At 70.3% G+C, this 24,842-nt stretch carries 22 protein-coding genes; 6 read left to right on the top strand and 16 right to left on the bottom strand.

Features of this window, described 5'->3' with window-relative positions:
* Positions 1-12: 12 nt before the first annotated feature.
* Positions 13-816 carry a carbon-nitrogen family hydrolase gene (locus AB0E78_RS06715; protein WP_361829043.1) on the bottom strand — a complete coding sequence of 268 codons (804 nt, stop codon included), beginning with the start codon at positions 814-816 and terminating at the stop codon, positions 13-15.
* A 169-nt stretch (positions 817-985) separates the two neighbouring features.
* On the opposite strand from AB0E78_RS06715, the gene AB0E78_RS06710 reads away from it, so the two are divergent.
* Entirely contained in the window at positions 986-1,810 is an 825-nt protein-coding gene (locus AB0E78_RS06710; protein WP_361829041.1) for a maleylpyruvate isomerase family mycothiol-dependent enzyme, read from the top strand.
* A 20-nt stretch (positions 1,811-1,830) separates the two neighbouring features.
* Here AB0E78_RS06710 and AB0E78_RS06705 read toward each other — a convergent pair whose 3' ends face one another.
* Together AB0E78_RS06705 and AB0E78_RS06700 are read right to left on the bottom strand one after the other, a co-directional pair.
* Complete coding sequence (locus AB0E78_RS06705) at positions 1,831-3,138, bottom strand: MFS transporter (protein WP_361829039.1); 1,308 nt, start codon at positions 3,136-3,138, stop codon at positions 1,831-1,833.
* Positions 3,135-3,809, bottom strand: a complete 675-nt coding sequence (locus tag AB0E78_RS06700) for a GntR family transcriptional regulator (protein WP_361829037.1) — start codon at positions 3,807-3,809, stop codon at positions 3,135-3,137. The genes AB0E78_RS06705 and AB0E78_RS06700 overlap by 4 nt, the downstream gene beginning before the upstream one ends.
* Before the next feature lie 167 nt (positions 3,810-3,976).
* Between AB0E78_RS06700 and AB0E78_RS06695 the strand changes: the two genes are divergently transcribed.
* Positions 3,977-4,867 (top strand): D-alanyl-D-alanine carboxypeptidase, encoded by an 891-nt coding sequence (locus AB0E78_RS06695; RefSeq protein ID WP_361829036.1) that lies wholly within the window; start codon positions 3,977-3,979, stop codon positions 4,865-4,867.
* 115 nt (positions 4,868-4,982) lie between these two features.
* Here the strand turns inward: AB0E78_RS06695 and AB0E78_RS06690 are convergent, their stop codons facing one another.
* The 3 genes from AB0E78_RS06690 to pdhA (AB0E78_RS06680) are packed head-to-tail and all read right to left on the bottom strand — an operon-like array spanning position 4,983 to position 8,679.
* Positions 4,983-6,506 (bottom strand): dihydrolipoamide acetyltransferase family protein, encoded by a 1,524-nt coding sequence (locus tag AB0E78_RS06690; RefSeq protein ID WP_361829035.1) that lies wholly within the window; start codon positions 6,504-6,506, stop codon positions 4,983-4,985.
* A gap of 11 nt (positions 6,507-6,517) precedes the next feature.
* The gene (locus AB0E78_RS06685) at positions 6,518-7,498 is read right to left on the bottom strand and encodes an alpha-ketoacid dehydrogenase subunit beta (RefSeq protein ID WP_361829533.1); all 981 of its coding nucleotides are present in this window, start codon (positions 7,496-7,498) and stop codon (positions 6,518-6,520) included.
* A 2-nt stretch (positions 7,499-7,500) separates the two neighbouring features.
* Complete coding sequence (gene pdhA, locus AB0E78_RS06680; protein ID WP_361829033.1) at positions 7,501-8,679, bottom strand: pyruvate dehydrogenase (acetyl-transferring) E1 component subunit alpha; 1,179 nt, start codon at positions 8,677-8,679, stop codon at positions 7,501-7,503.
* 381 nt (positions 8,680-9,060) lie between these two features.
* Here pdhA (AB0E78_RS06680) and AB0E78_RS06675 point away from each other — a divergent pair, with 381 nt between their 5' ends.
* Together AB0E78_RS06675 and AB0E78_RS06670 are read left to right on the top strand one after the other, a co-directional pair.
* Positions 9,061-9,723: a response regulator transcription factor gene (locus AB0E78_RS06675; RefSeq protein ID WP_361829532.1), complete on the top strand. Its 663-nt coding sequence runs from the start codon at positions 9,061-9,063 to the stop codon at positions 9,721-9,723.
* Positions 9,724-9,826: 103 nt separating this feature from the next.
* Complete coding sequence (locus tag AB0E78_RS06670) at positions 9,827-10,264, top strand: pyridoxamine 5'-phosphate oxidase family protein (RefSeq protein WP_361829032.1); 438 nt, start codon at positions 9,827-9,829, stop codon at positions 10,262-10,264.
* A gap of 120 nt (positions 10,265-10,384) precedes the next feature.
* Here the strand turns inward: AB0E78_RS06670 and AB0E78_RS06665 are convergent, their stop codons facing one another.
* Positions 10,385-11,965, bottom strand: coding sequence for a protein kinase (locus AB0E78_RS06665; protein ID WP_361829030.1), 1,581 nt, complete (start codon positions 11,963-11,965; stop codon positions 10,385-10,387).
* A gap of 295 nt (positions 11,966-12,260) precedes the next feature.
* Between AB0E78_RS06665 and AB0E78_RS06660 the strand changes: the two genes are divergently transcribed.
* Complete coding sequence (locus tag AB0E78_RS06660) at positions 12,261-13,892, top strand: protein kinase (protein ID WP_361829028.1); 1,632 nt, start codon at positions 12,261-12,263, stop codon at positions 13,890-13,892.
* A 94-nt stretch (positions 13,893-13,986) separates the two neighbouring features.
* Here the strand turns inward: AB0E78_RS06660 and AB0E78_RS06655 are convergent, their stop codons facing one another.
* From AB0E78_RS06655 to pdhA (AB0E78_RS06615), 9 genes are all read right to left on the bottom strand, one after another.
* A complete protein-coding gene (locus AB0E78_RS06655) occupies positions 13,987-14,529 on the bottom strand; it encodes a bacterial proteasome activator family protein (RefSeq protein WP_361829027.1) in 543 nt (180 codons plus the stop codon).
* 120 nt (positions 14,530-14,649) lie between these two features.
* A complete protein-coding gene (locus AB0E78_RS06650) occupies positions 14,650-15,081 on the bottom strand; it encodes a hypothetical protein (RefSeq protein ID WP_361829025.1) in 432 nt (143 codons plus the stop codon).
* Between the two features lie 186 nt (positions 15,082-15,267).
* Positions 15,268-16,245, bottom strand: coding sequence for an NAD(P)H-quinone oxidoreductase (locus tag AB0E78_RS06645; RefSeq protein ID WP_361829023.1), 978 nt, complete (start codon positions 16,243-16,245; stop codon positions 15,268-15,270).
* 39 nt (positions 16,246-16,284) lie between these two features.
* Positions 16,285-17,397 carry a potassium channel family protein gene (locus tag AB0E78_RS06640; RefSeq protein ID WP_361829021.1) on the bottom strand — a complete coding sequence of 371 codons (1,113 nt, stop codon included), beginning with the start codon at positions 17,395-17,397 and terminating at the stop codon, positions 16,285-16,287.
* A complete protein-coding gene (locus AB0E78_RS06635; protein ID WP_361829019.1) occupies positions 17,394-18,983 on the bottom strand; it encodes a molybdopterin molybdotransferase MoeA in 1,590 nt (529 codons plus the stop codon). The genes AB0E78_RS06640 and AB0E78_RS06635 overlap by 4 nt, the downstream gene beginning before the upstream one ends.
* On the bottom strand, positions 18,980-20,092 hold the full coding sequence (locus AB0E78_RS06630; RefSeq protein ID WP_361829018.1) for an NTP transferase domain-containing protein: 1,113 nt from the start codon (positions 20,090-20,092) through the stop codon (positions 18,980-18,982). The genes AB0E78_RS06635 and AB0E78_RS06630 overlap by 4 nt, the downstream gene beginning before the upstream one ends.
* 340 nt (positions 20,093-20,432) lie before the next feature.
* A complete protein-coding gene (locus AB0E78_RS06625) occupies positions 20,433-21,938 on the bottom strand; it encodes a dihydrolipoamide acetyltransferase family protein (RefSeq protein WP_361829017.1) in 1,506 nt (501 codons plus the stop codon).
* Complete coding sequence (locus tag AB0E78_RS06620) at positions 21,920-22,948, bottom strand: alpha-ketoacid dehydrogenase subunit beta (RefSeq protein WP_361829016.1); 1,029 nt, start codon at positions 22,946-22,948, stop codon at positions 21,920-21,922. Before AB0E78_RS06620 ends, AB0E78_RS06625 begins: the two co-directional genes overlap by 19 nt.
* Entirely contained in the window at positions 22,945-24,126 is a 1,182-nt protein-coding gene (gene pdhA, locus AB0E78_RS06615) for a pyruvate dehydrogenase (acetyl-transferring) E1 component subunit alpha (RefSeq protein ID WP_361829014.1), read from the bottom strand. The genes AB0E78_RS06620 and pdhA (AB0E78_RS06615) overlap by 4 nt, the downstream gene beginning before the upstream one ends.
* A 190-nt stretch (positions 24,127-24,316) precedes the next feature.
* On the opposite strand from pdhA (AB0E78_RS06615), the gene AB0E78_RS06610 reads away from it, so the two are divergent.
* The gene (locus AB0E78_RS06610) at positions 24,317-24,841 is read left to right on the top strand and encodes an Lrp/AsnC family transcriptional regulator (protein WP_361829013.1); all 525 of its coding nucleotides are present in this window, start codon (positions 24,317-24,319) and stop codon (positions 24,839-24,841) included.
* Position 24,842: the final 1 nt, after the last annotated feature.

Here is a 24,842-nt window from a genome sequence, read left to right as displayed (position 1 = left end):
TGATCCGAGGCCTCAGCGCCGGGGCGTGTCCATCCCGAGCAGCCGGTCCTTCAGCGCGGGGAACTGATCCCGCGTGGCCGCGACCTTCGCCGGGTCGAGCTCGACGGTGAGGACCTCCTCGCCGTCCCCCGCCTCGGCGAGCACCTCGCCCCACGGGTCGACGACGATGCTGTGCCCGGCCTGGGGAACCCCGGCGTGCGTACCGCCCGTACCGCACGCGAGGACGAACACCTGGTCCTCGACGGCGCGCGCCCGCGCGAACAGCGTCCAGTGCTCACGCCGCCGCGCGGGCCACCCCGCGGGGACGACGAACATTTCGGCGCCCGCGTCGACGAGCCCCCGGAAGAGCTCGGGGAAGCGGAGGTCGTAACAGGTGGCGAGGCCCAGCGTCGTGGACGGCAGCCGCACCGTGGTCAGTTCGGTCCCGGCGCCCATCAGCACGGCCTCGCCCTTGTCGAAGCCGAACCGGTGGATCTTCCGGTACGAGGCGGCGAGTTCACCTTCGGGCGAGAAGACGAGCGAGGTGTTGTAGAGGTCCCCCGCAGCGTCCTGCTCCGGGATGGACCCCGCGTGCAGCCAGACACCCGCGTCACGCGCGGCCTTGGCCATGGCTTCATACGTGGGACCTTCGAGCGGTTCCGCCTCGCTCGCGAACGACTCGTACGCGAAAGCGCCCGTGGTCCACAGTTCGGGAAGAACGACGAGATCCGGCCGCTCCCGTTCGGCGACCTCGCGGACCAGCGAAGAGACCCGCGAGCGACGGGAATTGACCGATTCGCCCTCGTCTACGGCGATCTGGATGAGGGAGGCGCGCACACTACCACCGTCCTGGCATTCGAGCCGTCAACACGGGCCTACGATCGTCACACGAAAGCACTGCCGGGGTGCCTGCGGGCAGCGTACTGTGATTTTCCGGGGGACTCCCCCGGGCCCCCACAACGCGTCTCAGTCACCCACCGCCCGCGTACGACCGTCGAGGGGTCCCGTGAGTCTCCATCCCAGCCTGCAAACCTACGCCGACGCCTGGACCCAATCCGTATCAGCCATATCCGAGCTGGTGTCACCGCTCGCCGAGGGTGAGTGGAACTGGGCCACGCCCTGCCCCGGCTGGTCGGTGCGGGATGTCGTCTCCCACGTCATAGGCCTGGACTGCGAGATGCTGGGCGACCCGCGGCCCATCCACACCCTGCCCCGCGACCTGTACCACGTACAGACCGAGGGCCAGCGCTACATGGAGGTCCAGGTCGACGTCCGGCGCCACCACACCGCGCCCGAGATGACCTCCGAGCTGGAGTACACGATCATCCGCCGCTCGCGGCAGCTGCGGAACGAGTCGCGCGACCCCTCCCACAAGATCCGCGGCCCGCTCGGCACCGAGCAGACCCTCGAACTGGCCACGCGGATGCGGGCGTTCGACGTCTGGGTGCATGAGCAGGATCTGCGGGCGACGCTGAAGAAGCCCGGCAACCTCGACTCCCAGGGGGCGTACGTGGCGCGCGACCTCCTCCTGCACGGACTGCCCAAGGTGGTCGCCAAGAAGGCCGCGGCACCGGCGAACTCGGCGGTCGTGCTCGACGTCAGCGGCCCCGTCGAGTTCCTGCGCACGGTCCGTGTCGACGCCGACGGGCACGCGACGGTCGACAGCGCCCCCTCCCTCGGCCCGCTCGCCACGCTGAGCCTGGACTGGGAGACGTACTTCCGCCTCGCGTGCGGTCGCGTCACGTATGCCTCGGTGGCCGACCGGATCAAGATCGAGGGCGATCACGGTCTGGGCGAGGCGATCCTGCGGGAGTTCGCGGTCACGCCGTAGCCCTGGGGCCGGTTCCCGGCTCAGACAGGGACGTGCACGGCCTCGACGCGGCTGGCGACAAGACGCTCCTTCTCCCGGCGCACCGCGCGCGTCCGCAGCCGCAGGATCTGGCTGAGGCCGACCGCCTCCAGGACGAAGACGGCGGAGAAGGCGATCCGGTAGTTGTCGCCGGTCGCGTCCAGGAGCACGCCGATGGCGAGCAGCGTCGTCATGGAGGCGACGAAGCCGCCCATGTTCACGATGCCGGACGCGGTGCCCTGCCGCTCCGGCGGGTTCGCGGGCCGCGCGAAGTCGAAGCCGATCATGGACGCGGGCCCGCAGGCGCCGAGCACGGCGCACAGCGCGATGAGCAGGCCCATCGGGGCGTGGTCGCCGGGGTAGTGGATCGTGACCGCCCACATCGTGGCCGTGGCCGCGACGGTGCCGATGGCCAGGGGCGTGCGGGCCGCGTGGTGCCGGGCGACGATCTGGCCGTAGACCAGGCCCACCATCATGTTGGACAGCACGACGAGCGTGAGCAGCGTCCCGGCCGTCGCCCGCGAGAGCCCCTGCGCCTCGACGAGGAACGGCAGCCCCCAGAGCAACAGGAACACCATCGCGGGGAACTGCGTGGTGAAGTGCACCCACAGCCCCAGCCGGGTGCCGGGCTCGCGCCAGCTCAGGGCGATCTGCTTGCGCACGAAGGCCCCGCCGGTGTGCCGCGCCGGCTCCGGCTCGTGCCCCTCGGGGTGGTCCTTGAGGAAGAGGGTCATCAGGACGAGGACGACGACCCCGCAGAGGGCGCTGCCCGCGAAGGCCGCGGTCCAGCCGACGGAGTGCAGGAGCCGGGCGAGGACGAGGGTGGAGACGAGGTTGCCCGCCATGCCGACCAGGCCCGCGAGCTGGGCGACCAGGGGGCCGCGGCGGGCCGGGAACCAGCGGGTGCCCAGGCGCAGCACGCTGATGAAGGTCAGCGCGTCACCGCAGCCGAGCAGCGCGCGGGACGCGAGCGCCATTCCGTACGAGGGGGAGAACGCGAAGCCGAGCTGCCCGAGCGTGAAGAGCACGACTCCGATGGTCAGCACGCGCTTGGTGCCGAGCCGGTCGACCATCAGGCCGACGGGTATCTGCATGCCCGCGTAGACGAGGAGCTGGAGGATCGAGAAGGTCGAGAGCGCGGACGCGTTGACGTGGAACCGGTCGGCGGCGTCGAGCCCGGCGACCCCGAGGGAGGTCCGGAAGATGACGGCGACGAAGTAGACGGCGACACCGATCCCCCAGACGAGCACGGCCTTCTTGCCACCGGGAGGGTCACCGGGGAGGGAAACGGGGGCGGAGGCCGAGCTCATCGCACATCCCCTCGCGCGAGATTCTGGAACCACCCGACGTGCCGGGTGACCACCGCCTCCGCGGCATCCGCGTCCCCGCCGCGCAGGGCGTTCAGGATCTCCTCGTGCTCGGCGAGCGTCTTGGCGATCCGGTCGGGATGGGAGTGCATCACGGCGACGCCCATCCGCAGCTGCCGGTCACGGAGCTGGTCGTAGAGACGGGCAAGGATTTCGTTCCCGCCGCTCCGCACGATCTCGGCATGGAAGCACCGGTCGGTCACGGCGGCGGCGGAGAGGTCCCCGGCGGCGGCCTGCTCGCGCTGCTGCCGCAGCAGCTCCTCGAGGCGGGCGATCAGCGCCCCGGGCGCGGGCACCGCCTTGCGCACCGAGTGCGTCTCCACCAGGAGCCGCGTCTCGACGACATCGGCGATCTCCTGCACGGACACCGGCAGGACCAGCGCACCCTTCTTCGGATAGAGCCGGAGAAGCCCCTCCACCTCCAGCTTCAGGAGGGCCTCGCGCACCGGCGTGCGGGACACCCCGACGGCTTCGGCGAGCTCACCTTCGGTGAGCAGCGTGCCGCCCTCGTACCGGCGGTCGAGTACCCCTTGCTTGACATGCGCGTACACACGCTCGGCGGCGGGCGGTTGCTTCAGGGCGCGAGTGGGGGGCGAGGCGGGTGCGACAGGCATGCGCACAGCATAGATACAACACGTACCCATGAGGTCGTCCATTCCACGATCCGGACATCACCCATATAGGACCTCGTTCAGACGCATCCATTTGCCTCTCTCGTGTGTCTCACTATCAAGCGGCACCCTCATGTGGCCGCATTCCAGGGGCATTTGGAGCATTGAACTTGAAAACCCCCATTAAGGGCATTCGCCGCGCATCGGCCGTTATCGTCACCGCGAGTGCGGTTCTCGCGGGCGGAGCCCTCACGACCCCGGCCCATGCGGCCTCGCTGCCCAAGCCGTCGATCGTCGCCAAGGGCGGCTTCGTCATGAACAACGGCACGGGCAAGACGCTCTTCACCAAGTCGGCGGACACACGCCGGTCCACCGGCTCCACCACCAAGATCATGACGGCGAAGGTGGTGCTCTCGCAGCCGAACCTCAACCTCAACTCCAAGGTCAAGATCGAAAAGGCCTACAGCGACTACATCGTCAGGAACACCGCCTCGTCGGCCCGGCTGATCGTCGGCGACAAGGTCACCGTCCGCCAGCTCCTGTACGGCCTGATGCTGCCGTCCGGCTGCGACGCGGCGTACGCCCTCGCGGATAAGTTCGGCAAGGGCTCCACCCGCTCCGCCCGCGTGAAGTCGTTCATCGGCAAGATGAACACCCAGGCCAGGAGCCTCGGTCTGCGCAACACGCACTTCGACTCGTTCGACGGCATCGGCGGCGCGGGCAACTACTCGACGCCCCGCGATCTGACGAAGCTCGCCAGCAGCGCGATGAAGAGCTCCACGTTCCGTACGGTCGTGAAGACGAAGTCGACGAAGCAGAAGGTCACCACGAAGAGCGGCGGCTACCGCTACATGTCGTGGTCGAACACGAACAACCTGCTCAGCAGCTACAGCGGCGCCATCGGCGTGAAGACCGGCTCCGGCCCGCAGGCCAAGTACTGCCTGGTCTTCGCCGCGACCCGCAACGGCAAGACGGTCATCGGCACGGTCCTGACCTCGTCCTCCGTGAACAACCGCACGAAGGACGCGAAGAAGCTGATGGACTACGGCTTCAAGGTGTAGCCCGGAAGCAGCACTTAAGCAGTTCTTGCGATACGCCGACGGGGCCCCGCCACGATGTGTGGCGGGGCCCCGTCGGCGTATGCGTCCAGGTGTACCCGGACGCTGTACTCAGGTGCTATGCCCAGCTGATGAGCCGCTTGGGCTGCTCCAGGATGGCCGCCACATCGGCGAGCACCTTGGAGCCGAGCTCGCCGTCGACCAGGCGGTGGTCGAAGGAGAGCGCGAGCGTCGTCACCTGGCGCGGCTTGACCTTGCCCTTGTGGACCCAGGGCTGGAGCTTGATCGTGCCGACCGCGAGGATCGCGGACTCGCCGGGGTTCAGGATCGGCGTGCCGGTGTCGACCCCGAAGACGCCGACGTTCGTGATGGTGACCGTGCCGCCCTGCATCGCGCCCGGCGACGTCTTGCCCTCGCGGGCCGTGGACACCAACTCGCCGAGCGACTCGGCCAGTTCGGGCAGCGTCTTGGCGTGCGCGTCCTTGATGTTCGGGACGACCAGGCCGCGCGGTGTCGCGGCGGCGATGCCCAGGTTCACGTAGTGCTTCTGGACGATCTCCTGATTCGCCTCGTCCCAGGACGCGTTGACCTCCGGGTTCCGCCGGATCGCCACGAGCAGCGCCTTGGAGATGAGCAGCAGCGGATTGACCCGCAGGCCCGTGAAGCCGTACTTGTCTGCGTCTCGCTTCAGCTCATCGACCAGCTTCATCGTGCGCGTCACGTCCACCGTCACGAACTCCGTGACGTGCGGCGCCGTGAAGGCCGAGCCGACCATCGCCTGGGCGATCGCCTTGCGGACGCCCTTGACGGGGATGCGGGTCTCGCGGGCGTCACCGCTCACCCCGGGGGCGGCGACCGGTGCTTCGGCCTGCGTCCGCTGCGGGGCGGGGGCGGGGGCTTCCGCGGGTGCCGCCGGCGCGGAGGCTGCCGGTGCGGCGGAGACCGGGGCCACCGCCGCGTGCACGTCCTCGCGCGTGATGATCCCGTCGGCCCCGGACGGCACGATGGCCGCGAGGTCGACGCCCAGGTCCTTGGCGAGCTTGCGCACCGGCGGCTTGGCCAACGGCCTGCTGCCCACCGGGGCGGTGGGAGCGGGGGCCTGGGGCGCGGCAGCCGTCCCTGAGCCGTTCAGCTCGGCCTGGACCGCGGCCGCGTAGTACGTCCCGGCCGCATCGGCCTGGTCCTGCGCCGACTTGCGCGCGCGGCGCTTCGTCGAGGACTCGGCGACCCCATAGCCGACCAGCACCGGCTGGCGGCCCTGCGGAGCCTCCTCCTCGGCATCGGGCTCCTGGGGAGCGGCTTCGCGGGGAGCGGCTTCGCGGGGAGCGGCTTCCTGCGCCGGGGCGGCGGCTGCCTCCGCGGACGCGGCGGGCGCGCTGCCGCCGGAGACGTCCACCGCGATGATCACCTGGCCGACATCGACCGTGGTGCCCTCGGGGAAGCGCAGTTCACGCACGACACCGTTGAACGGAATGGGCAGCTCGACGGCGGCCTTGGCCGTCTCGACCTCGCACACCACCTGCCCGTCGGTGACCGTGTCGCCGGGCGCCACGAACCACTTGAGGATCTCCGCCTCGGTGAGCCCCTCGCCCACGTCGGGCATCTTGAACTCGGCCAGCGCAGCGTCTGTCATCGTCGTCACGACCCTCTCCCTCAGAACGCCAGCGAGCGGTCGACAGTGTCGAGCACCCGGTCGAGACCCGGCAGGTACTCCTCTTCCAACCGCGCCGGCGGATACGGCGCGTGGAAACCGCCGACCCGCAGCACGGGAGCCTCAAGGTGGTAGAAGCAGCGCTCGGTGATGCGCGCCGCGATCTCCGCGCCCGCACCCAGGAACACCGGGGCCTCATGGACCACGACGAGCCGCCGCGTCTTCTCGACCGACGTCTGCACCGCGTCGAAGTCCATCGGCGACATGGAGCGCAGGTCGACGACCTCGAGGGACTTGCCCTCTTCGGCGGCTGCCGCGGCGGCCTCCAGACAGACCTTCACCATCGGGCCGTACGCGACGAGCGTCAGGTCCGTGCCCTCACGGGCGACGCGCGCCTTGTGCAGCGGCGCCGGGATGGCTTCGGTGTCGACCTCGCTCTTGTCCCAGTAACGCCGCTTCGGCTCGAAGAAGATCACCGGGTCATCGCTCTGGATGGCCTGCTGCATCATCCAGTAGGCATCCGACGAGTTCGACGGCGAGACGACCTTGAGGCCCGCCACGTGCGCGAACAGCGCCTCGGGCGACTCGCTGTGGTGCTCGACGGCGCCGATGCCGCCGCCGTACGGAATGCGGATGACGACCGGCATCTTGATCTTGCCGAGCGCGCGGGCGTGCATCTTCGCGAGCTGCGTGACGATCTGGTCGTACGCCGGGAAGACGAAGCCGTCGAACTGGATCTCCACCACCGGGCGGTAACCCCGGAGAGCCAGGCCGATGGCCGTGCCGACGATGCCCGACTCGGCGAGCGGGGTGTCGATGACACGGTCCTCGCCGAAGTCCTTCTGCAGCCCGTCCGTCACCCGGAAGACGCCGCCGAGCTTGCCGACGTCCTCGCCCATGATGAGGACCTTGGGGTCGGTGTCCAGCGCCGTACGCAGCGATTCGTTGATCGCTTTGGCAAGGGGAAATTTCTGTACGCCCATGGTCACTTACCGCCTTCTTCAGCGAAAGACGCCTGGTAGGCGGCGAACTGCGCGCGCTCCTCGTCGACCAGCGCATGCCCGTCCGCATACGCGTTCTCGAAGATCGCCATCAGATCCGGATCCGGCATCGCCCGCACCACCTCTCGCACTCGCTTGCCCAACGCTTCGCTCTCCGCCTCGAGTTCCGCGAAAAATCCCTCATCCGCGTGACCTTCGGCCTCGAGGTAGGTCCGCAGGCGCAGGATCGGGTCCTTCGCCTCCCAGGCCTCGCGCTCGTCGTCGCTGCGGTACTTGGTCGGGTCGTCCGAAGTGGTGTGGGCGCCCATGCGGTAGGTGAACGCCTCGATGAGCGCCGGTCCCTCGCCCGTACGCGCCCTCTCCAGGGCCCACTTGGTGACGGCGAGCACGGCGAGGACGTCGTTGCCGTCGACCCGCACACCCGGGAAGCCGAAGCCCTGCGCACGCTGGTAGAGCGGCACCCGGGTCTGCTTCTCGGTGGGCTCGGAGATCGCCCACTGGTTGTTCTGGCAGAAGAACACGACGGGAGCGTTGTAGACCGCCGAGAAGGTGAAGGCCTCGGCGACGTCGCCCTGGCTGGAGGCGCCGTCCCCGAAGTACGCGATCACGGCCGAGTCCGCACCGTCCTTGGCCACACCCATCGCGTAACCGGTGGCGTGCAGGGTCTGCGAGCCGATGACGATCGTGTACAGGTGGAAGTTGTTGGTGTTCGGGTCCCAGCCACCGTGGTTCACACCGCGGAACATCCCGAGCAGATTGGTCGGGTCGACCCCGCGGCACCAGGCGACGCCGTGCTCGCGGTAGGTCGGGAAGACGTAGTCGTCCTGGCGCGTGGCACGGCCGGAGCCGATCTGGGCGGCCTCCTGGCCGAGCAGAGACGCCCACAGGCCCAGCTCGCCCTGGCGCTGCAGGGAGGTGGCCTCGGCGTCGAAGCGGCGGGTGAGGACCATGTCGCGGTACAGGGCGCGCAGGTCATCGGCGGTGATCCCGGCGACGTACTGGTCGTACTCGGCGTTCTTGACCCTCTTGCCCTCGGGGGTCAGCAGCTGTACGAGCTGGGGCTCCGTGCTCTTCTTCGGCGCGGCCTTCTTGGCGCTGGCGCGCTTCCCGCCGCTCGTACTGCTGCGGCGCGGTGTGCGCGCGGCGGTGCTCTCCACGGTCACGTGTGCTCCTCCGTCGGTCCGGCCCCCGGGATTACCGGGTAAGCCAGTGCGGCTCGCCTGATCCGTGCCCGCGCACGGGGTGGGTGCGACTCGGCCGGGAACAGGCGTGACAGGTGCCCCGGCGAGCGCCCTGCACAATGCACGTTACCCAGTGCTTCCCAATTCTGTGAAACCCCATCTGACCTGCGAATTTGCTTGGATTTCCAAGTATCTGACTGCTTGGATTTCCGAGTAAATGCAGAAAGTCGGGAACAGTTCCTGGTCACAGCACTGATCACAGCCTGGCAGGGGGCCGGAACACCGGCACGTTATCCCGGCCACCCCGCGCACGGGAAGAGTTCAGCTCAGGCACTGGGAGAGATCATGTGTGAGACTGGCTCCGTGCGCGAAGACGGAAAAATTACGGTATTTCTCCTCGACGACCATGAAGTGGTCCGCCGTGGAGTCCATGAGCTGCTCTCCGTGGAATCCGACATCGAGGTGGTCGGAGAAGCCGGAACAGCGGCGGACGCCCTGGTCAGGATCCCGGCGACACGGCCGGACGTGGCCGTTCTCGACGTGCGCCTGCCGGACGGCAGCGGCGTGGAGGTCTGCCGCGAGATCCGTTCGCAGAACGAGGACATCAAATGCCTGATGCTCACCTCGTTCGCTGACGACGAGGCTCTCTTCGACGCGATCATGGCCGGCGCTTCCGGCTATGTCCTGAAGGCCATTCGCGGCAATGAACTCCTCTCCGCCGTTCGCGACGTGGCAGCCGGAAAGTCCCTGCTCGACCCCGTCGCCACGGCCCGCGTCCTGGAGCGGCTGCGCGACGGGAACACCCCCAAGGGCGACGACCGTCTTGCGAACCTCACGGACCAGGAGCGGAAGATCCTCGACCTGATCGGCGAGGGACTGACCAACCGGGTGATCGGTGAACGGCTGCACCTCGCCGAGAAGACGATCAAGAACTATGTGTCCAGCCTGCTCTCCAAGCTCGGCATGGAACGCCGCTCCCAGGCCGCCGCGTACGTGGCACGCATGCAGGCGGAACAACAGCACTGACACGCTCGGTCACGTTTTGTGACCGAAAAGGGGACTTACGTCCCCGTCCCCTAGGGGCGGGATCCCCTTCCCCGGCCCCCCGCCGGTGCCCGAGGGTGGACGCATGCCCTCCGAAGATCAGGAACAGGACGAACGGCTCGCCTTCGAACTGCTCGACCGCACCGACTACGGCCGGGTGGCGACCAGCATGCGTGCGCTGCCCTTCCTCGCCGCGGCCCGCCACGTCGTCGTGGACGGGCGCATCCTCCTGCGGATGCACAAGGGATACGGCTACCACGAGGCCTGCATCGGCAGTGTCGTCGCCTACGGGGCGGACAACCTCAGCGCGGAGACCGCGCGCACGGGCCAGTGGACCGTGCAGTTCGTCGGCCTCTGCGAGGCCTTCGAGCCGACCACCGCCGAGCTCGAACTCTTCGGCCCCGGCCCGCACTACGTGGACGGCGAGCTCTACGACCCGGTCTACATGCGCATCGAACCGCAGCTGGCCACGGTGCACACCCTCCACGGCGGCCGGCAGCGACAGCTCCAGCGCACCTTCTGAACGAGTGACTCTCCGAGACGACTGACTCTCTGAGGCGACTGAAGACGACGCACGCGCGCGTGGGGCCCTTTCGGGGCTCCACGCGCGCGTGCGTCTCGTTTACGGGCTGTGCGCCTGGGCTCAGCCGTCACCCTCGTTACCGGCGACGTCACCGGTGCCGCCGTTCGTCACCGGCGGGTCCTCGCTCTCCGGGGAGCTGGGGTCGTCCGTCGGCTCGGTGGGGTCGTCCGTCGGCTCGGTGGGCTCGTCCGTCGGCTGCGTCGGGTCGTCCGACGGCTCGGTCTCGGTCGGCGTCGTGGGCGCCGTCGGGCCGGTGGTGTTCGGCGCGGACGGGGTCCAGTCGCCCTGACCGCCGGAGCCGTCGCCGGGCGTCGCGGAATCGTCCGAGGTCTCCTCGTCCGCGCTCTTGCTCGGCTTCTTCGACTCCGACTGCTTCGTCGGCGCCTTGGTCGGGGTGTCCTTGTCCTTCGTCTTGTCGTCGCCGGCCGTCAGCGCGAACGCGACACCCACGGCGATCGCGATGACCGCGAGCACGGCGAGGATCCACACCTTGCCGCGGCCGCCGCCGTTCCCGTCGCGGTGACCGCCCTCGAAGCCGCCGTCGTCGCCGCCCGGCGGGCGCAGCATGGCGCCCGGGATCTGCGCGGTGCCGGAGTCGCCCGGGTGCTGCATCGCGGTGGTGCCCGCGACGCCCATCGCCGGGGTGCTGCCGCCCTCGTGCATGCCCGCCACGCCGACGGGGCCGGTGTTCCAGGTCCCGGTGTGGCTGCCCTGCTCGTGCAGCATCTGCAGGCCGTACTGGACCAGGCCGCGCATCTCCTCGGCCGTCTGGAACCGGTCGTCCGGGTCCTTGGCGAGCGAACGCATCACCAGGCCGTCCAGCTCCGGCGGCGACCCGTCAGAGGTCTCCGACGGCGGTACGGGGATGTCCTGGACGTGCTGGTAGACCACGGAGAGCGGCGTCTCACCGGTGAACGGGGGCCGCAGCGCGAGGAGTTCGTAGAGCAGACAGCCGGTCGCGTAAAGGTCGGAGCGGTGGTCGACCGCCTTGCCGAGCGCCTGCTCCGGGGAGAGGTACTGGGGCGTGCCCATGACCATGCCGGTCTGGGTCATCGTCGACTGCGCGCCGTGCAGCGCACGGGCGATGCCGAAGTCCATCACCTTCACCGCGCCGGTGTCGGTGATGATCACGTTGGCGGGCTTGATGTCGCGGTGCACGATGCCGTGCTGGTGCGAGTACGCGAGCGCCTCGAGTACCCCGGAGACGATGATCAGGGCCTGCTCGGGGCCCGGCGCCTCCGCGTTGAGCAGCAGATCGCGGATCGTCCGGCCCTCGACGATCTCCATGACGATGTACGGGACGACACTCGGCCCGACGACGTCCTCGCCGGAGTCGTAGACCGCCACCACCGCATGGTGGTTGAGCCCCGCCACCGACTGGGCCTCACGCGTGAAGCGGGCCTTGGAGACCGGGTCCTCCGCGAGGTCGGAGCGGAGGAGCTTGACGGCGACCGTACGGCCGAGACGTACGTCCTCGGCCGCGAACACCTCCGCCATGCCGCCCCGGCCGAGTCTGTGGGTCAGCCGATAACGGCCGTCTCCAACAAGTCCGCCGTTACCCCACAACTCCGGCGCGTCTGACATGCCGCCGCCACTCGCCTCGGGGTCGGACGGGCCCTGAGCGCGCTGCGTCTGTGCCATCAGTCCTCGCCGTCGTTTCTGGTCGTGGTGCTCGGTGGTACCGGGGGAACCCCGCCGGGCCACGCTACAGCCTTCGCGCGGCGCGGCGGTTCGAGGTGGACCGGACATCAAACCCGCCGAGTGCTCTCCCGCGCAAACTTGTAACGCTTCCGAGACGCTTCTTGCGCGTACGGTCACGGAACGGGCATCGAGCTTGACGTGTCGGTGCCCTCGGGCAGACTTGGCCAGGAATAGCGGGAATCGATCACAGATCGCGGAGCCGTCCGGCACACCGCGCCGATGGGGGACGCACGACATGAGCAGCCAGGACGGCGCACAGGGACGGTATGCGGGACGCTCGCTGGCCGGTGGCCGGTACCAGCTGCGCGATCTTCTCGGTGAAGGCGGCATGGCCTCCGTTCACCTGGCGTACGACTCGGTGCTCGACCGTCAAGTAGCGATCAAGACGCTTCACACCGAGCTCGGCCGCGAACAGTCCTTCCGCGAGCGCTTCCGCCGCGAGGCCCAGTCGGTGGCCAAGCTCACGCACACGAACATCGTGTCGGTCTTCGACACCGGCGAGGACGACCTCGACGGCGCGACCATGCCGTACATCGTCATGGAGTACGTGGAGGGCAAGCCGCTCGGCTCCGTGCTCGACGCGTCCGTCGCCCAGTTCGGCGCGATGCCCACCGACCAGGCGCTGAAGATCACGGCCGATGTGCTGGCCGCTCTCGAGATCAGCCACGAGATGGGCCTCGTCCACCGCGACATCAAGCCCGGCAACGTGATGATGACGAAGCGCAACGTCGTCAAGGTCATGGACTTCGGCATCGCCCGCGCCATGCAGTCCGGCGTCACCTCCATGACGCAGACCGGCATGGTCGTCGGCACCCCCCAGTACCTCTCCCCGGAGCAGGCGCTCGGCCGCGGCGTGGACGCCCGGTCCGACCTCTACTCCGTCGGCATCATGCTCTTCCAGCTGACGACCGGGCGGCTGCCCTTCGAGGCGGACTCGCCGCTGGCCATCGCGTACGCGCACGTCCAGGAGGAGCCGATCGCTCCGTCCTCGATCAACCGCTCGCTGCCGCCCGCGGTCGACGCGATCATCGCCCGCGCGCTCAAGAAGAACCCGAACGAGCGCTTCCCCACCGCCGAGGCCATGCGCGACGAGTGCCTGCGCGTCGCCCAGTCCCTGCAGGCCGCCACGCCGAGCATCGTGCCGGGCGCCCAGACCGCGAGCGGCGCGGGCGTCGGCGCCGCCGTCTTCCCGCCGGTCGACTCCTCGCTCCCGCAGCAGGGCGGCGTCCAGACGCCGTACCAGTCGGGTCCTTACGGCCCGCCCACCCCTGCCCCGGGCCCCGTCACGCCGGGGTACGGCTACCCGCAGCAGGGTGGCTACCAGACCCCGGCGCCCGTGAACGCGTACGCCCCGCAGTCCGCGCAGACCCCGCCGCCGTACTCCCTCACGCCGCAGCAGCCGACGCAGACGTCGGCGCAGGGCGGTGGCTCGGGCGGCGGCAAGCGGAACATGCCGGTGATCGTGGGCTCGATCATCGTCGCGCTGCTCGCCATCGGCGGCCTGATCACGGTGATGTCCCTGAACGGCGACGACGACAAGGGCGACAAGGGCAAGGAGTCGAAGGCGCCGGTGGCGGGGCACCGCGGTCCGGACCGGTCGAAGACGATCGACACCGAAGAGTGCACCGAGCCCGACACGGCGTACAACGACGAGACCAAGATCAAGGTCCCTGACTTCACGTTCCAGGACTGGCGTTCCGTGCAGAAGTGCCTGCAGGCGGCGGGCTGGCAGTTCGACAAGCGCACGGTGGACGAGAACACCTACGGGCAGGACACGGTCATGATGCAGTCCCCCAAGGAGGGCTCGGACATCGACCCGGACGACGTGAACATCGAGTTCACCATCTCCACGGGCAACCCGGCCTGATCTGCCTCAGCCGCAGCCGCAGCCGCAGCCGCAGTAATCGAAGCGAAGGGCCCGGTCACAAGGTGACCGGGCCCTTCGCGTTGTTTCAGAAGGCTTAGAGGTAAGGCCCTCCGGTCCGTCCCGCGATACCGCCGTCCTCTTCCTCCTCGCCGCCGCCCACGCCGGGCGGCAACGCACGCCGCATCGACTCCAGCTGCGCCCGCGCCGCCATCTGCTGCGCGAAGAGAGCCGTCTGGATCCCGTGGAAGAGACCTTCGAGCCACCCCACCAGCTGGGCCTGCGCGATACGCAGCTCGGCGTCGCTGGGCACTCCCTCGTCGGTGAAGGGGAGGGAGAGACGCTCCAGTTCCTCGACGAGCTCGGGGGCGAGACCGTCCTCGAGCTCCTTGACCGAACTGGCGTGGATCTCCTTGAGCCGCACTCGGCTCGCCTCGTCGAGAGGTGCCGCCCGCACCTCCTCGAGCAGCTGCTTGATCATGCTGCCGATGCGCATGACCTTCGCCGGCTGTTCGACCATGTCCGTCACCGGGACCTCGCGGGATTCGTCGTCTCCGCCGCCGCCGAGCGCCATTCCGTCCTGTCCAACGACCAGGACCTGGGGGCTCTCCGGCGACCTTTCGTTCCTCGGCATCTCCATGCCGCCATTCTCTCGCACCCGTACGTCACACATCGGTGGTGCCCCCATTTGCCACTGATCCACCCTGTACGACCGTGTACGAAGGGTCCGGTCGTGTCGGCGTCCGCCGGTCCGTCCGGGTCAGCCCCGCCGCAGCCGCACGGCGAAGGACCCGAGACCGAGGCCGATGAGGACCAGGCCGCTGCCGAGCGGGAGCACACGGAGGCCGGGCACAGCGGGCTGGGCTGCTGTCCGCCGGGTGATGTCGGACGCGGTGGTGGACTGCCCCGGGGGCCGAACCGGCTGCGCCGGCCGTACCGGCTCTACCGGCTGTGCGGGCTTCACCGCGGGCGTGGGGGCCTGCGTCGCCGGCCTCGGGGGCGGCAGGGACGTCGCGGCCGACGGCGCGGGGTCATCACGGCCGGGCCTGGCACGGCCCTCGCCGGGGACGCTTCCGGCACGGGTCTCACGGGGTGAGGGCTCGACCGCGTATGCGAGGGAGCACGCGAAGGAGACAGGTGCGACGGCGATCAGCACCGTAAGGATCAACAAGGGGCGAAGCCATGGAGTCACCGCGCCGACTCCCTCCCGCTACCGGGTCGGAGAGATCACTGAAGCGTGGATCAAGCCTCACATGGTGACGCTCGTCCGGCATCTCGAGTTCCCCGCGCCCAAGGTGGGGCGCGGGGAACCGCGCGACACGCCACGGATCACCCGCAGCCAACGGCAGCGCTCAGCGGACGTCCTCAGCGCCCGCCCTCAGCGGACGAGCAGCACCTTCCCGATGTGGTTGCTCTCCTCCAGTACGCGATGGGCGGTCGCCGCGTCATTCATCGGCACCGTCTGGTCGACGATCGGGCGAACGTGTCCCGCGGCGATCAGCGGCCACACGTGCTCGCGCACCGCGGCAACGATCGACGCCTTCTCCTCGGCGGGCCGCCCGCGCAGCGACGTCGCGGTGACGGCGGCGCGCTTGGTGAGGAGTGCGCCGATGTTCAGCTCGCCCTTGGCGCCGCCCTGCATGCCGATGATCGCGAGACGACCGTTGGTGGCAAGGGACTGCACGTTCCGGTCCAGGTATTTGGCGCCCATGTTGTCGAGGATGACGTCCGCGCCCGCGCCGTCCGTCGCGTTCTTGATCTCCTCGACGAAGTCCTGCTCGCGGTAGTTGATGAGGATGTCCGCGCCGAGCTCCGCGCAGAAGCCGAGCTTCTCCTTGGTGCCCGCGGTGACCGCCACCCTGGCGCCGACGGCCTTCGCCAGCTGGATCGCCATGGTGCCGATACCGCTGGAACCGCCGTGCACGAGGAACGTCTCGCCGGGCCGGAGGTGGGAAATCATGAAGACGTTGGACCAGACCGTCGACGTCACCTCGGGCAGCGCGGCCGCGGTGACGAGATCGACGCCCTCGGGAACGGGCAGCAACTGACCGGCGGGGACGACGACCTGTTCGGCGTAACCGCCGCCGGCGAGCAGCGCGCACACCTCGTCGCCGATCTTCCAGCCGGAGACGCCCGGCCCGATGTCGGTGACGCGGCCCGCGCACTCGAGCCCCGGATACGGGGACGAGCCGGGTGGCGGGTTGTAGAAGCCCTGGCGCTGGAGCAGGTCGGCGCGGTTCACGGCGCTGGCCACGACGTCGACCAGCACCTCACCCTCACCGGGTACGGGATCGGGGACCTCGGCCCATACGAGCGCTTCGGGTCCACCGGCTTCGGGGATCGTGATCGCATGCATGCGGGCGAGGCTACTCCCTGCGCATTCCGGCCGGTCCGACTACGTGCGCAGGCCTCCGCGCGGCGGATTCGACCGGGCGTCGGGTGCCATCGGTGACGTCGGCGTCGCCCGCACGATGGTGATCAGACGGTCCATCAACTGCAGCTTCCCGACGGCCGGATCGTCGTACCCGAGCACCCGGTGCCCGCGTACGACACTGACGACGAGGTCGTCCGTCTCGCGCACGCCGAGCCCCACCTCGGCCTTTATCACCGGCCGCTCGACGAGATCGAGGCCGCTGCCCTGCTGGATCAGGTCCTCCATGACCATGCCCGCGCTGGGGCTGAGCACGGAGAGGCCGAGCAGCCGTCCCGCCGCGCTGGCGCTGGTGATCACCGCGTCGGCGCCGGACTGCCGAAGCAGCGGCGCGTTCTCCTCCTCGCGCACCGCGGCCACGATCTTCGCCGCGCGGTTCATCTGCCGGGCGGTCAGCGTCACCAGGACGGCGGTGTCGTCCCGCTGGGTCGCGATGATGATCTGCCGGGCGCGCTGCACCTCGGCACGGAGGAGCACGTCGCTGCGCGTCGCATCGCCGATGACGCCCGCGTACCCCTCCGCTGTGGCGGCGTCGACGACCTTCGCGCTCGGGTCGACCACCACGATCTGCTCGGGCTTCAGACCGGTCGCGCAGACGGTCTGGATCGCCGAGCGACCCTTGGTGCCGAAGCCGACGACGACGGTGTGTTCACGCAAGTTGGACCTCCAGCGGTTCAGACGCCATTCCTCGCGCGTACGTTCCGTGAGTACTTCAAGGGTGGTGCCGACCAGGATGATCAGGAAGAGCACGCGCAACGGCGTGATCAGGAGGATGTTGCTGAGCCGCGCGCTGTCGCTGTACGGGACGATGTCGCCGTAGCCGGTGGTCGAGAGCGTGACGGTGGAGTAGTAGGCGGCGTCGAGGAAGTCGAGCCTGTCGTCGGAGTTGTCGTGATAGCCGCCGCGGTCGATCCAGACGATGAAGGTCGTCAGGGCGAGCACCGCGAGCGCCATCAGCAGCCGCTTGCCGACCTGCAGCAGGGGCCGCTCGACGACCCGGCGGGGCAGCTTGATCCGGTGGGTGACGAGGTGCTCGTCGGGGTTGCGGGCGATGGCGTCGTGGCCGGGAAGTTTCACGTGAAACACTCCCCGGCCGGGTCAGCGCCTGCCTGAGGTCCTGCGTTTGTGGCGCCTTGGGTGGTTGCTTGGCCAGTTGCTTCCGGCAGAGCCCAAGGGAGGTCGAGGACCTCCAGCTCCTGGCCCCGGCGCGCGCCGCCCGGCGGGACCACCGCGAGCCCGTCGGCCACCGCGATCCCGCGCAGCATCGCCGGACCGTTGTAGCGCAGGGGCACGGCGTGATCGGCGTGGAGGGTGACGGGGACGAGGCGGGTGTCGTGCGGGTGCCCGTGGACGTCCTCGCGCAGCACCGCGGTGTACGGCGATGTGGCGGGGCGCCCGGAGAGCGTGCGCAGCAGGGGCTCGGCCAGGGTCAGCAGGCCGGAGACCGCGGCCAGCGGATTGCCGGGCAGGCCGACGAGGTGCTGGTCGGGGCGGATGCGGGCGAGCAGCATGGGGTGCCCCGGGCGCACCGCGACGCCGTCCACGAGGAGCTCGGCGCCGATGCGGCTCAGGGTGGGGTGGACGTGGTCCACCGGGCCGGAGGCGGTACCGCCGGTGGTGACGATGAGGTCGGCGGCGGAGGTGGTGATCGCCTGGTGGAGCGCCTCGGCGTCGTCACCGAGCCTGCGTACGGCGATGACGTCCACGCCGAGCGAGCGCAGCCAGGGCGGCAGCATGGGCCCGAGCGCGTCCCGGATGAGGCCCTCGTGGGGGAGTCCGTCGGTGAGCAGCTCATCGCCCAGGATCAGCACTTCGGCGCTGGGCCGGGGGACCACGGGCAGTTCGTCGTATCCGGCGGCTGCCGCGAGCCCGAGCACCGCTGGGGTCACGAGGGAGCCGGGCGGCAGGAGGTGTTCTCCGGAGCGGCACTCCTGGCCGCGGGGCCGGATGTCCTGGCCCTGCGTGACGTCACGCCGGGGGTGCAGCCGCCCCTTGTCGTCGGTGAGGCCGTGCTCGCTGCGGATGACGGCGGTGGCCTCTTGCGGGATCCGCGCGCCGGTCGCGATGCGCACGGCTTCCCCGTCGGAGAGCGAATCCGGCCGCTCGTGCCCGGCGAGGATTCCGTCGGCCTGGACTTCCCAGGGGCCTGGCCCCGCGACGACCCAGCCGTCCATCGCGGAGGTGTCGAAGGAGGGGAGGTCGGTGAGGGCGACCAGGGGCGCGGCGAGAACGAGACCGAGCGCCTGCCCCAGAGGGACGGTGACGGCCGCGGAGGTGGAGGGCACTGGCCGCGGGGCCCGCCCGGCGGCGGTGCGGGCCGCGGGCCAGGGGGTGGTCTTGGGGTCGTCGGGGTTGCCGGGATTGCCGGGGTGGACGGGGTCGTCGGGGTGGCCGGGGTTGCTGTTCGGGGTCGGCCCTTGCCTTCGGGGGGCCGGGGCGGCGGATGCGGTGGGGGCGGGCGTGGCCGACGGGTGGGGCCCGCTGCCGTGCCCACTGTCCTGCCCTCTGTCGTGCCCCGCGTCGCCCGAGGCATCCGGCGTGCCCCGAAGGTCACCGCCGACGGGCTCGTCGTCGGCGCGCCTGCCGGTCCTGCGGCCATGGTCGTCGTTCACCAGGGCAAGAGCCTCGTCGAGCTCGGCGTCCGGCGCGGGCTGCCCACTCATCCGGCGTCCGGCCGCATGTCGGCCCTCGCGTCCTGACCCGGGTCGGGGTGGTCGCCCGGCGACGTCAGATCCGGCCCAGCCGCCGGTTTTCCGGCGACCGCACCCGGCGCCCCGCCGGCCCCCGCGTCGGGCGCCGAGTCAGGCTTCGAGTCGGGCGCCGAGTCGGGATCGCCCTCCTCCGCCCACCGCGTGGCCAGCGCCGCCGCCTTACGGACGGCCGCGGCCACCGCTTCGGGCCCACCGCCCTCGGAGGCCCGCGCCGCCGCGTATCCCACCAGGAAGGTGGTCAGCGGAGCCGCAGGCCTGGCCACACCGTGCGCGGCGTCGCGGGCGAGGTCGAGCAGGAGGCCGGTGTCGACGTCGAGCTCGATGCCCAGTTCGTCCTTGACTGCGGTAATCCATTCATCCAGCACGTGACCATGCTCCCTGATACGGGCCCTGGCGGCCGTGATGTCGTCCCAGGTGTCGCAGTCGAAGGACGCCACGGCGTCGGTGACCCTGGTGAGTTCGAGCCGCGCGGTGAGCGATCGCAGCGGAAGGCCCGTCAGACCGTCGTGCCCGGCGGCGAGCTCCGCGATCTCACGCTTCAGCGAGGCACTGCGATAGGCCGCGACCAGCGGCTGGTCCCGGCCGCCGGGATCTCTCAGCACCGCACCGTCCGCGCCGCTCTCGCGCAGCGCGGTGAGGAGTCCGCCCACCGTCCGCTCCTCCAGGAACGGCAGATCGGCGGAGAGCACCACCACCTGCTCCGCCCCGGTACACCGCAGCCCCGCGTCGAGCGCGGCGAGCGGCCCCGCCCCCACGGGTTCCTCGCGCGCCCACACCACGGGGCGGGCGGTCGAACGGGGTGCGGCGACAACCACGGTCGTCCCAGCGCCGGAACACGCGCCGAGCACCCGGTCCAGCAGTGCGCGGCCGCCCACCCGAAGGCCCGGCTTGTCCACACCGCCGAGCCGTCTGGCACCGCCGCCCGCGAGCACCACCGCGTCGTACGGGATGACGTGCGGCGAGGCGTGCGAGCCATCGGAAGGGGCGGCGCTCGGGACGTCGGTCGGGGCGGCGTGCGAGGCGGCGGATTCGGCGCCACCCGGGGCCCTCTGCGCGGTCATCCCCCGAGTATGGGCGTACGAAGGATCAATGCCACCCTCCGTACGGGCTCTCACCTCACCTCTGTACGCAGACTCACACCGCCGCTGTACGCAGACTCACCCGATCTCTGTACGCAGGTTCACGTCACCTCCTCCGCCGCTGTTCGCCTCTGTCCGCAGAATCACGTCACCGCTGTCCGCAGAATCACGTCACCGCTGTCCGCAGAATCACGTCACCGCTGTACGCAGACTCGCGTCACCGCTGTACGCGACTCGCGTCACCGCTGTACGCGACTCGCGTCACCGCTGTACGCAGACTCGCGGGACCGCGCCAGGGTGCACACCGCCGCCCTGGGCCTCCTCACACCGCCCGCAGCAGGACCGCGGGCTGCTCCACGCAGTCCGCCACGAACCGCAGGAACCCGCCCGCGGTGCCGCCGTCGCACACCCGGTGGTCGAAGGTGAGCGAGAGCTGCACGACGTGCCGCACCGCCAACTCCCCTTGGTGCACCCACGGCTTGGGCACGATCCGGCCCACGCCGAGCATGGCCGCCTCGGGGTGATTGATGATCGGCGTGGAGCCGTCGACCCCGAACACCCCGTAGTTGTTCAACGTGAACGTGCCGCCCGTCAGTTCCCCCGGCGTCAGCTTTCCGTCCCGCGCCGACTCCGTGAGCCGGATCAGCTCGTCGTTGACCGATTCGGTGGTCCGCGTGTTCGTGTTCCGGACCACGGGGACGACCAGACCACGGTCGGTCTGCGCCGCGAAGCCGAGGTGGACGTCGGCGAGCCGGACCACCTCCCGCGCCTCCATGTCCACGGTGGAGTTGAGCATCGGGTAGCGGGCCAGTGCGGCCACGCTGATGCGGGCAAACAGCGCGAGCAGCGAGATCTTGTGCCCCTCGCCCTGCTTGACGGCGGCGTTCATCGCGGCGCGCGCCGCGAGCAGTTCCGTCGCGTCGGCGTCGACCCAGCAGGTGGCTTCCGGTATCTCGCGCCTGCTGCGGGACATCTTGTCCGCGACGAGGCCCCGGATGCCGGTCAGCGGATAGCGCTCTTCCCCCGCCGTGCCCGCTCCCGCTGCCGCCGGCGTGGGCGTGACCGAGGTGGTGGGGGTGACCGAGGCAGCGGGCGCGGCCGTCGGCCCCGCCGCTATGGCCAGCTCCGCCGCGATGGCCGCCTCCACGTCGGCGCGCATGATCAGCCCGTCCGGGCCGGTCCCCGTCAGCTCGCGGAGCTCCACGCCGTTCTCACGCGCCAGCTTGCGCACGAGAGGGGAGATCACCGGTATCGGACCGTCCGGGCGCTGCAGGGCGCCAGGGCCCGCGGCGGCGCAGGTCCCGGCGAGCTCCTGCGGGGCGGACGGGAGTGGTGGGGCAGGTCGCGCGGCAGGCTTCGGTGTGCCGTTCGTGACGGCTCCCGCAGCCCGCACCCTCCTGCGCCGCGCGGGCGCCGCCGCCGTGCCGTACCCGACCAGGACGTTGCCGGAGGACTCCTCGGCGGCAGCCGACTGCAGGGCTCGCTCCGCCGGCTCCTCGGGAGCCGGAGCCTGAGCCTGAGCCGCGGCCGCGGCCCCGTCCCCGGCAGGTGCGCCGACGGCGACCGTCAACAGCGGCGCTCCCACCGGCAGTTCCGACCCCTCCTCACCGAAGCGGGCCGTCACCACGCCTCCGTACGGGCAGGGCACCTCCACCATCGCCTTGGCCGTCTCCACCTCGACCACGGGCTGGTCCACGGCGACGACGTCACCGACCTGCACGAGCCAGCGGGTGATCTCCGCCTCCGTGAGCCCCTCACCGAGATCGGGCAGCTTGAACTCGAGGCTGTTCACACTCAGACCGGGCGCCATCAGTTGTCCGCCTCCCACTGCAACCGCGCGACCGCGTCCAGGATCCGGTCCACGCCCGGCAGATGATGCCGCTCGAGCATTGGCGGCGGATAGGGAATGTCGAAGCCGGCGACGCGCAACACCGGCGCCTCCAGGTGGTGGAAGCACCGCTCGGTGACGCGAGCGGCGATCTCTCCGCCGGGTCCGCCGAAGCCGCCCGACTCGTGCACGACGACCGCGCGCCCGGTCCGCCGCACGGAGGCGGCCACCGTCTCGTCGTCGAAGGGGACGAGGGAGCGCAGATCGACCACTTCGAGGTCCCACCCCTCGGCGACCGCGGCCTCGGCCGCCTCCATGCAGACGGGCACGGACGGCCCGTACGTGAGGAGGGTGGCGCTGCGCCCGGTGCGCCGCACCACTGCCTTGCCTATGGGTTCAACGGCCTGCGGCGCGTCCGGGTTCCAGTCCGCCTTGGACCAGTAGAGGCGCTTCGGCTCCAGGAAGACGACCGGGTCGTCGGAGGCGATGGAGGCCCGCAGCAGGCCATACGCGTCGGCGACCGTGGCGGGCGTGACGACATGGAGCCCCGGAGTCGCCATGTAGTACGCCTCGGAGGAGTCGCTGTGGTGCTCGACGCCGCCGATGCCACCGCCGTAGGGCACGCGCACCGTGATGGGCATCGGCATCGCGCCCCTGGTGCGGTTCCGCATCCGCGCCACATGGGAGATGAGCTGCTCGAAGGCGGGGTAGGCGAACGCGTCGAACTGCATCTCGACGACGGGCCGGAGTCCGTACATCGCCATGCCGACGGCTGTGCCCAGGATGCCCGCCTCGGCGAGCGGGGTGTCCGTACAGCGGTCCTCGCCGAACTCCTTGGTGAGTCCGTCGGTGACCCGGAAGACTCCGCCGAGCGCCCCGACGTCCTCTCCGAGGACGTGCACGGCCGGGTCCTCGGCCAGGGAGTCGCGCAGCGCGCGCCCGAGCGCCTGCGCCATGGTGGCCGGTTTGGCTGCCTTCTTGGTGGCCCGTTCGGCCGCGACCGTACTCATCGCGCGTTCTCCTCGCCGTCCGTGCCGTCTGTTCCGTCTGTTCCGTCTGTGTGCTCTTCGTTCGACGCCTCGAGCTCGGCCCGCAACTGGGCCGCCTGCTCGCGCAGTTGTGTCGTCTGCTCGGCGTACACATGGCGGAAGAGGTCCATGGGGTCGAGTTCGGGGTCCTGGTTCATCCGCCCCCGCAGGTCGGCCGCCATGGCCTCGGCGTCGTCGCGGGCCGCCCGCATCCGGTCCTCGTCGAGGAGCCCGCGCTCGGTCAGCTCCCGCTCCAGGAGCACGATCGGGTCGTGCGCGCGCCAGGCCTCGACCTCGGCGTCCCCGCGGTAGCGCGTGGCGTCATCGGCGTTCGTGTGGGCGTCCATGCGGTACGTCACCGCCTCGACGAGCGTGGGGCCGCCGCCCTCACGCGCGCGGGAGACCGCTTCGCCCAACACCTCGTGCACCGCCGCCGCGTCGTTGCCGTCCACCAGGCGTCCCGGCATTCCGTACCCGACGGCCTTGTGGGCCAGGGACGGGGCGGCCGTCTGCTTGTCGAGCGGCACGGAGATCGCGAAGCCGTTGTTCTGCACCAGGAAGACGACGGGCGCCTGCCAGACGGCCGCGAAGTTCAGCGCCTCGTGGAAGTCGCCCTCGCTGGTGCCGCCGTCGCCCACCATGGCGAGCGCGACCACGTCGTCGCCCTTCAGGCGGGCGGCGTGCGCGAGCCCCACGGCGTGCGGGAGCTGGGTGGCCAGCGGGGTGCACAGGGGAGCTATGCGGTACTCACGCGGGTCGTAACCGGTGTGCCAGTCGCCGCGCAGCAGGGTCAGTGCCTGGACGGGGTCGAGGCCGCGGGCGACCGCGGCGAGCGTGTCCCGGTAGCTGGGGAAGAGCCAGTCCCGCTCCTCCAGGACGAGCGCGGCGGCGACCTCACACGCCTCCTGGCCGGTGCTGGAGGGGTAGACGGCGAGCCTGCCCTGCTTGGTGAGGGCGGTCGCCTGCGTGTTGTACCGCCGTCCGCGCACCAGCTGGGCGTACAGGCGGCCCAGGAGCTCCTCATCGGCCTTGCCCGCGGCCTCGGTACCCAGGACGCGGTACGGCTCGGCGTCGGGCAGCAGCGGGGCGGGATCGGTCCTGAGCTGCCATGCGGGTGGCGGGGTGGGCCGGTAGACGCCCCGCTGCTCCATGACCGTCATGTCGGCACCTCCATGTGGAAGCGATCTCCTCTTGGGAGCGGCAAAAGAGGCGCGGCAATGTGAGGCGCCTCACCTACCGATTGTTCGGTCGTCGGCACATTTTGGCTACAGGCACCTCCAGGCTGTGGACAAACGGTTCTGCACAGCCTGGGATGGATGCAGTACGTCCATGGTAGGGAGGCGGGGGGACATGGCATCTGAACGAATGGCCGACGGACGCGACGGTGATCGTCCGGAGGTTCGGCCCGGCGACCGTCAGGAGCCCCTGCCCCGGCCGCTGGACTCGATCGACCGCGACATCCTGCAGATCCTGCACACGGACGGTCGCGCGTCGATACGGGCCGTGGCCGAGCGGGTGCACGTGTCGCGCGCCAACGCGTACGCGCGCATCAACCGCCTCATCGACGACGGGGTCATACGCGGATTCGGCGCCCGGATCAACCATGAACGAGCAGGTCAGGGCGCTTCCGCGTACATCACGCTCAAGATCGTCCAGAACACCTGGCGCACGGTCCGCGAGCATCTGCGCACACTGCCGGGCGCCTCTCACATCGCGCTGGTCAGCGGCGACTTCGACGTGCTGCTCCTGGTGCACACGCCGGACAACCGCGCGCTGCGCGAGCTGGTCCTGACCCGGCTGCAGTCCATCCCCGAAGTGCTCAGCACGCGTACGTTGCTGGTCTTCGAGGAGGACGACCTGGAGCCGGAGAAATGAC

It is taken from the genome of Streptomyces sp. NPDC032198, assembly GCF_040636975.1.
Classification (GTDB): domain Bacteria; phylum Actinomycetota; class Actinomycetes; order Streptomycetales; family Streptomycetaceae; genus Streptomyces.
The sequence above is the reverse complement of the archived record's forward strand: the minus strand, read 5'-3'. Positions and strand labels throughout refer to the sequence as shown.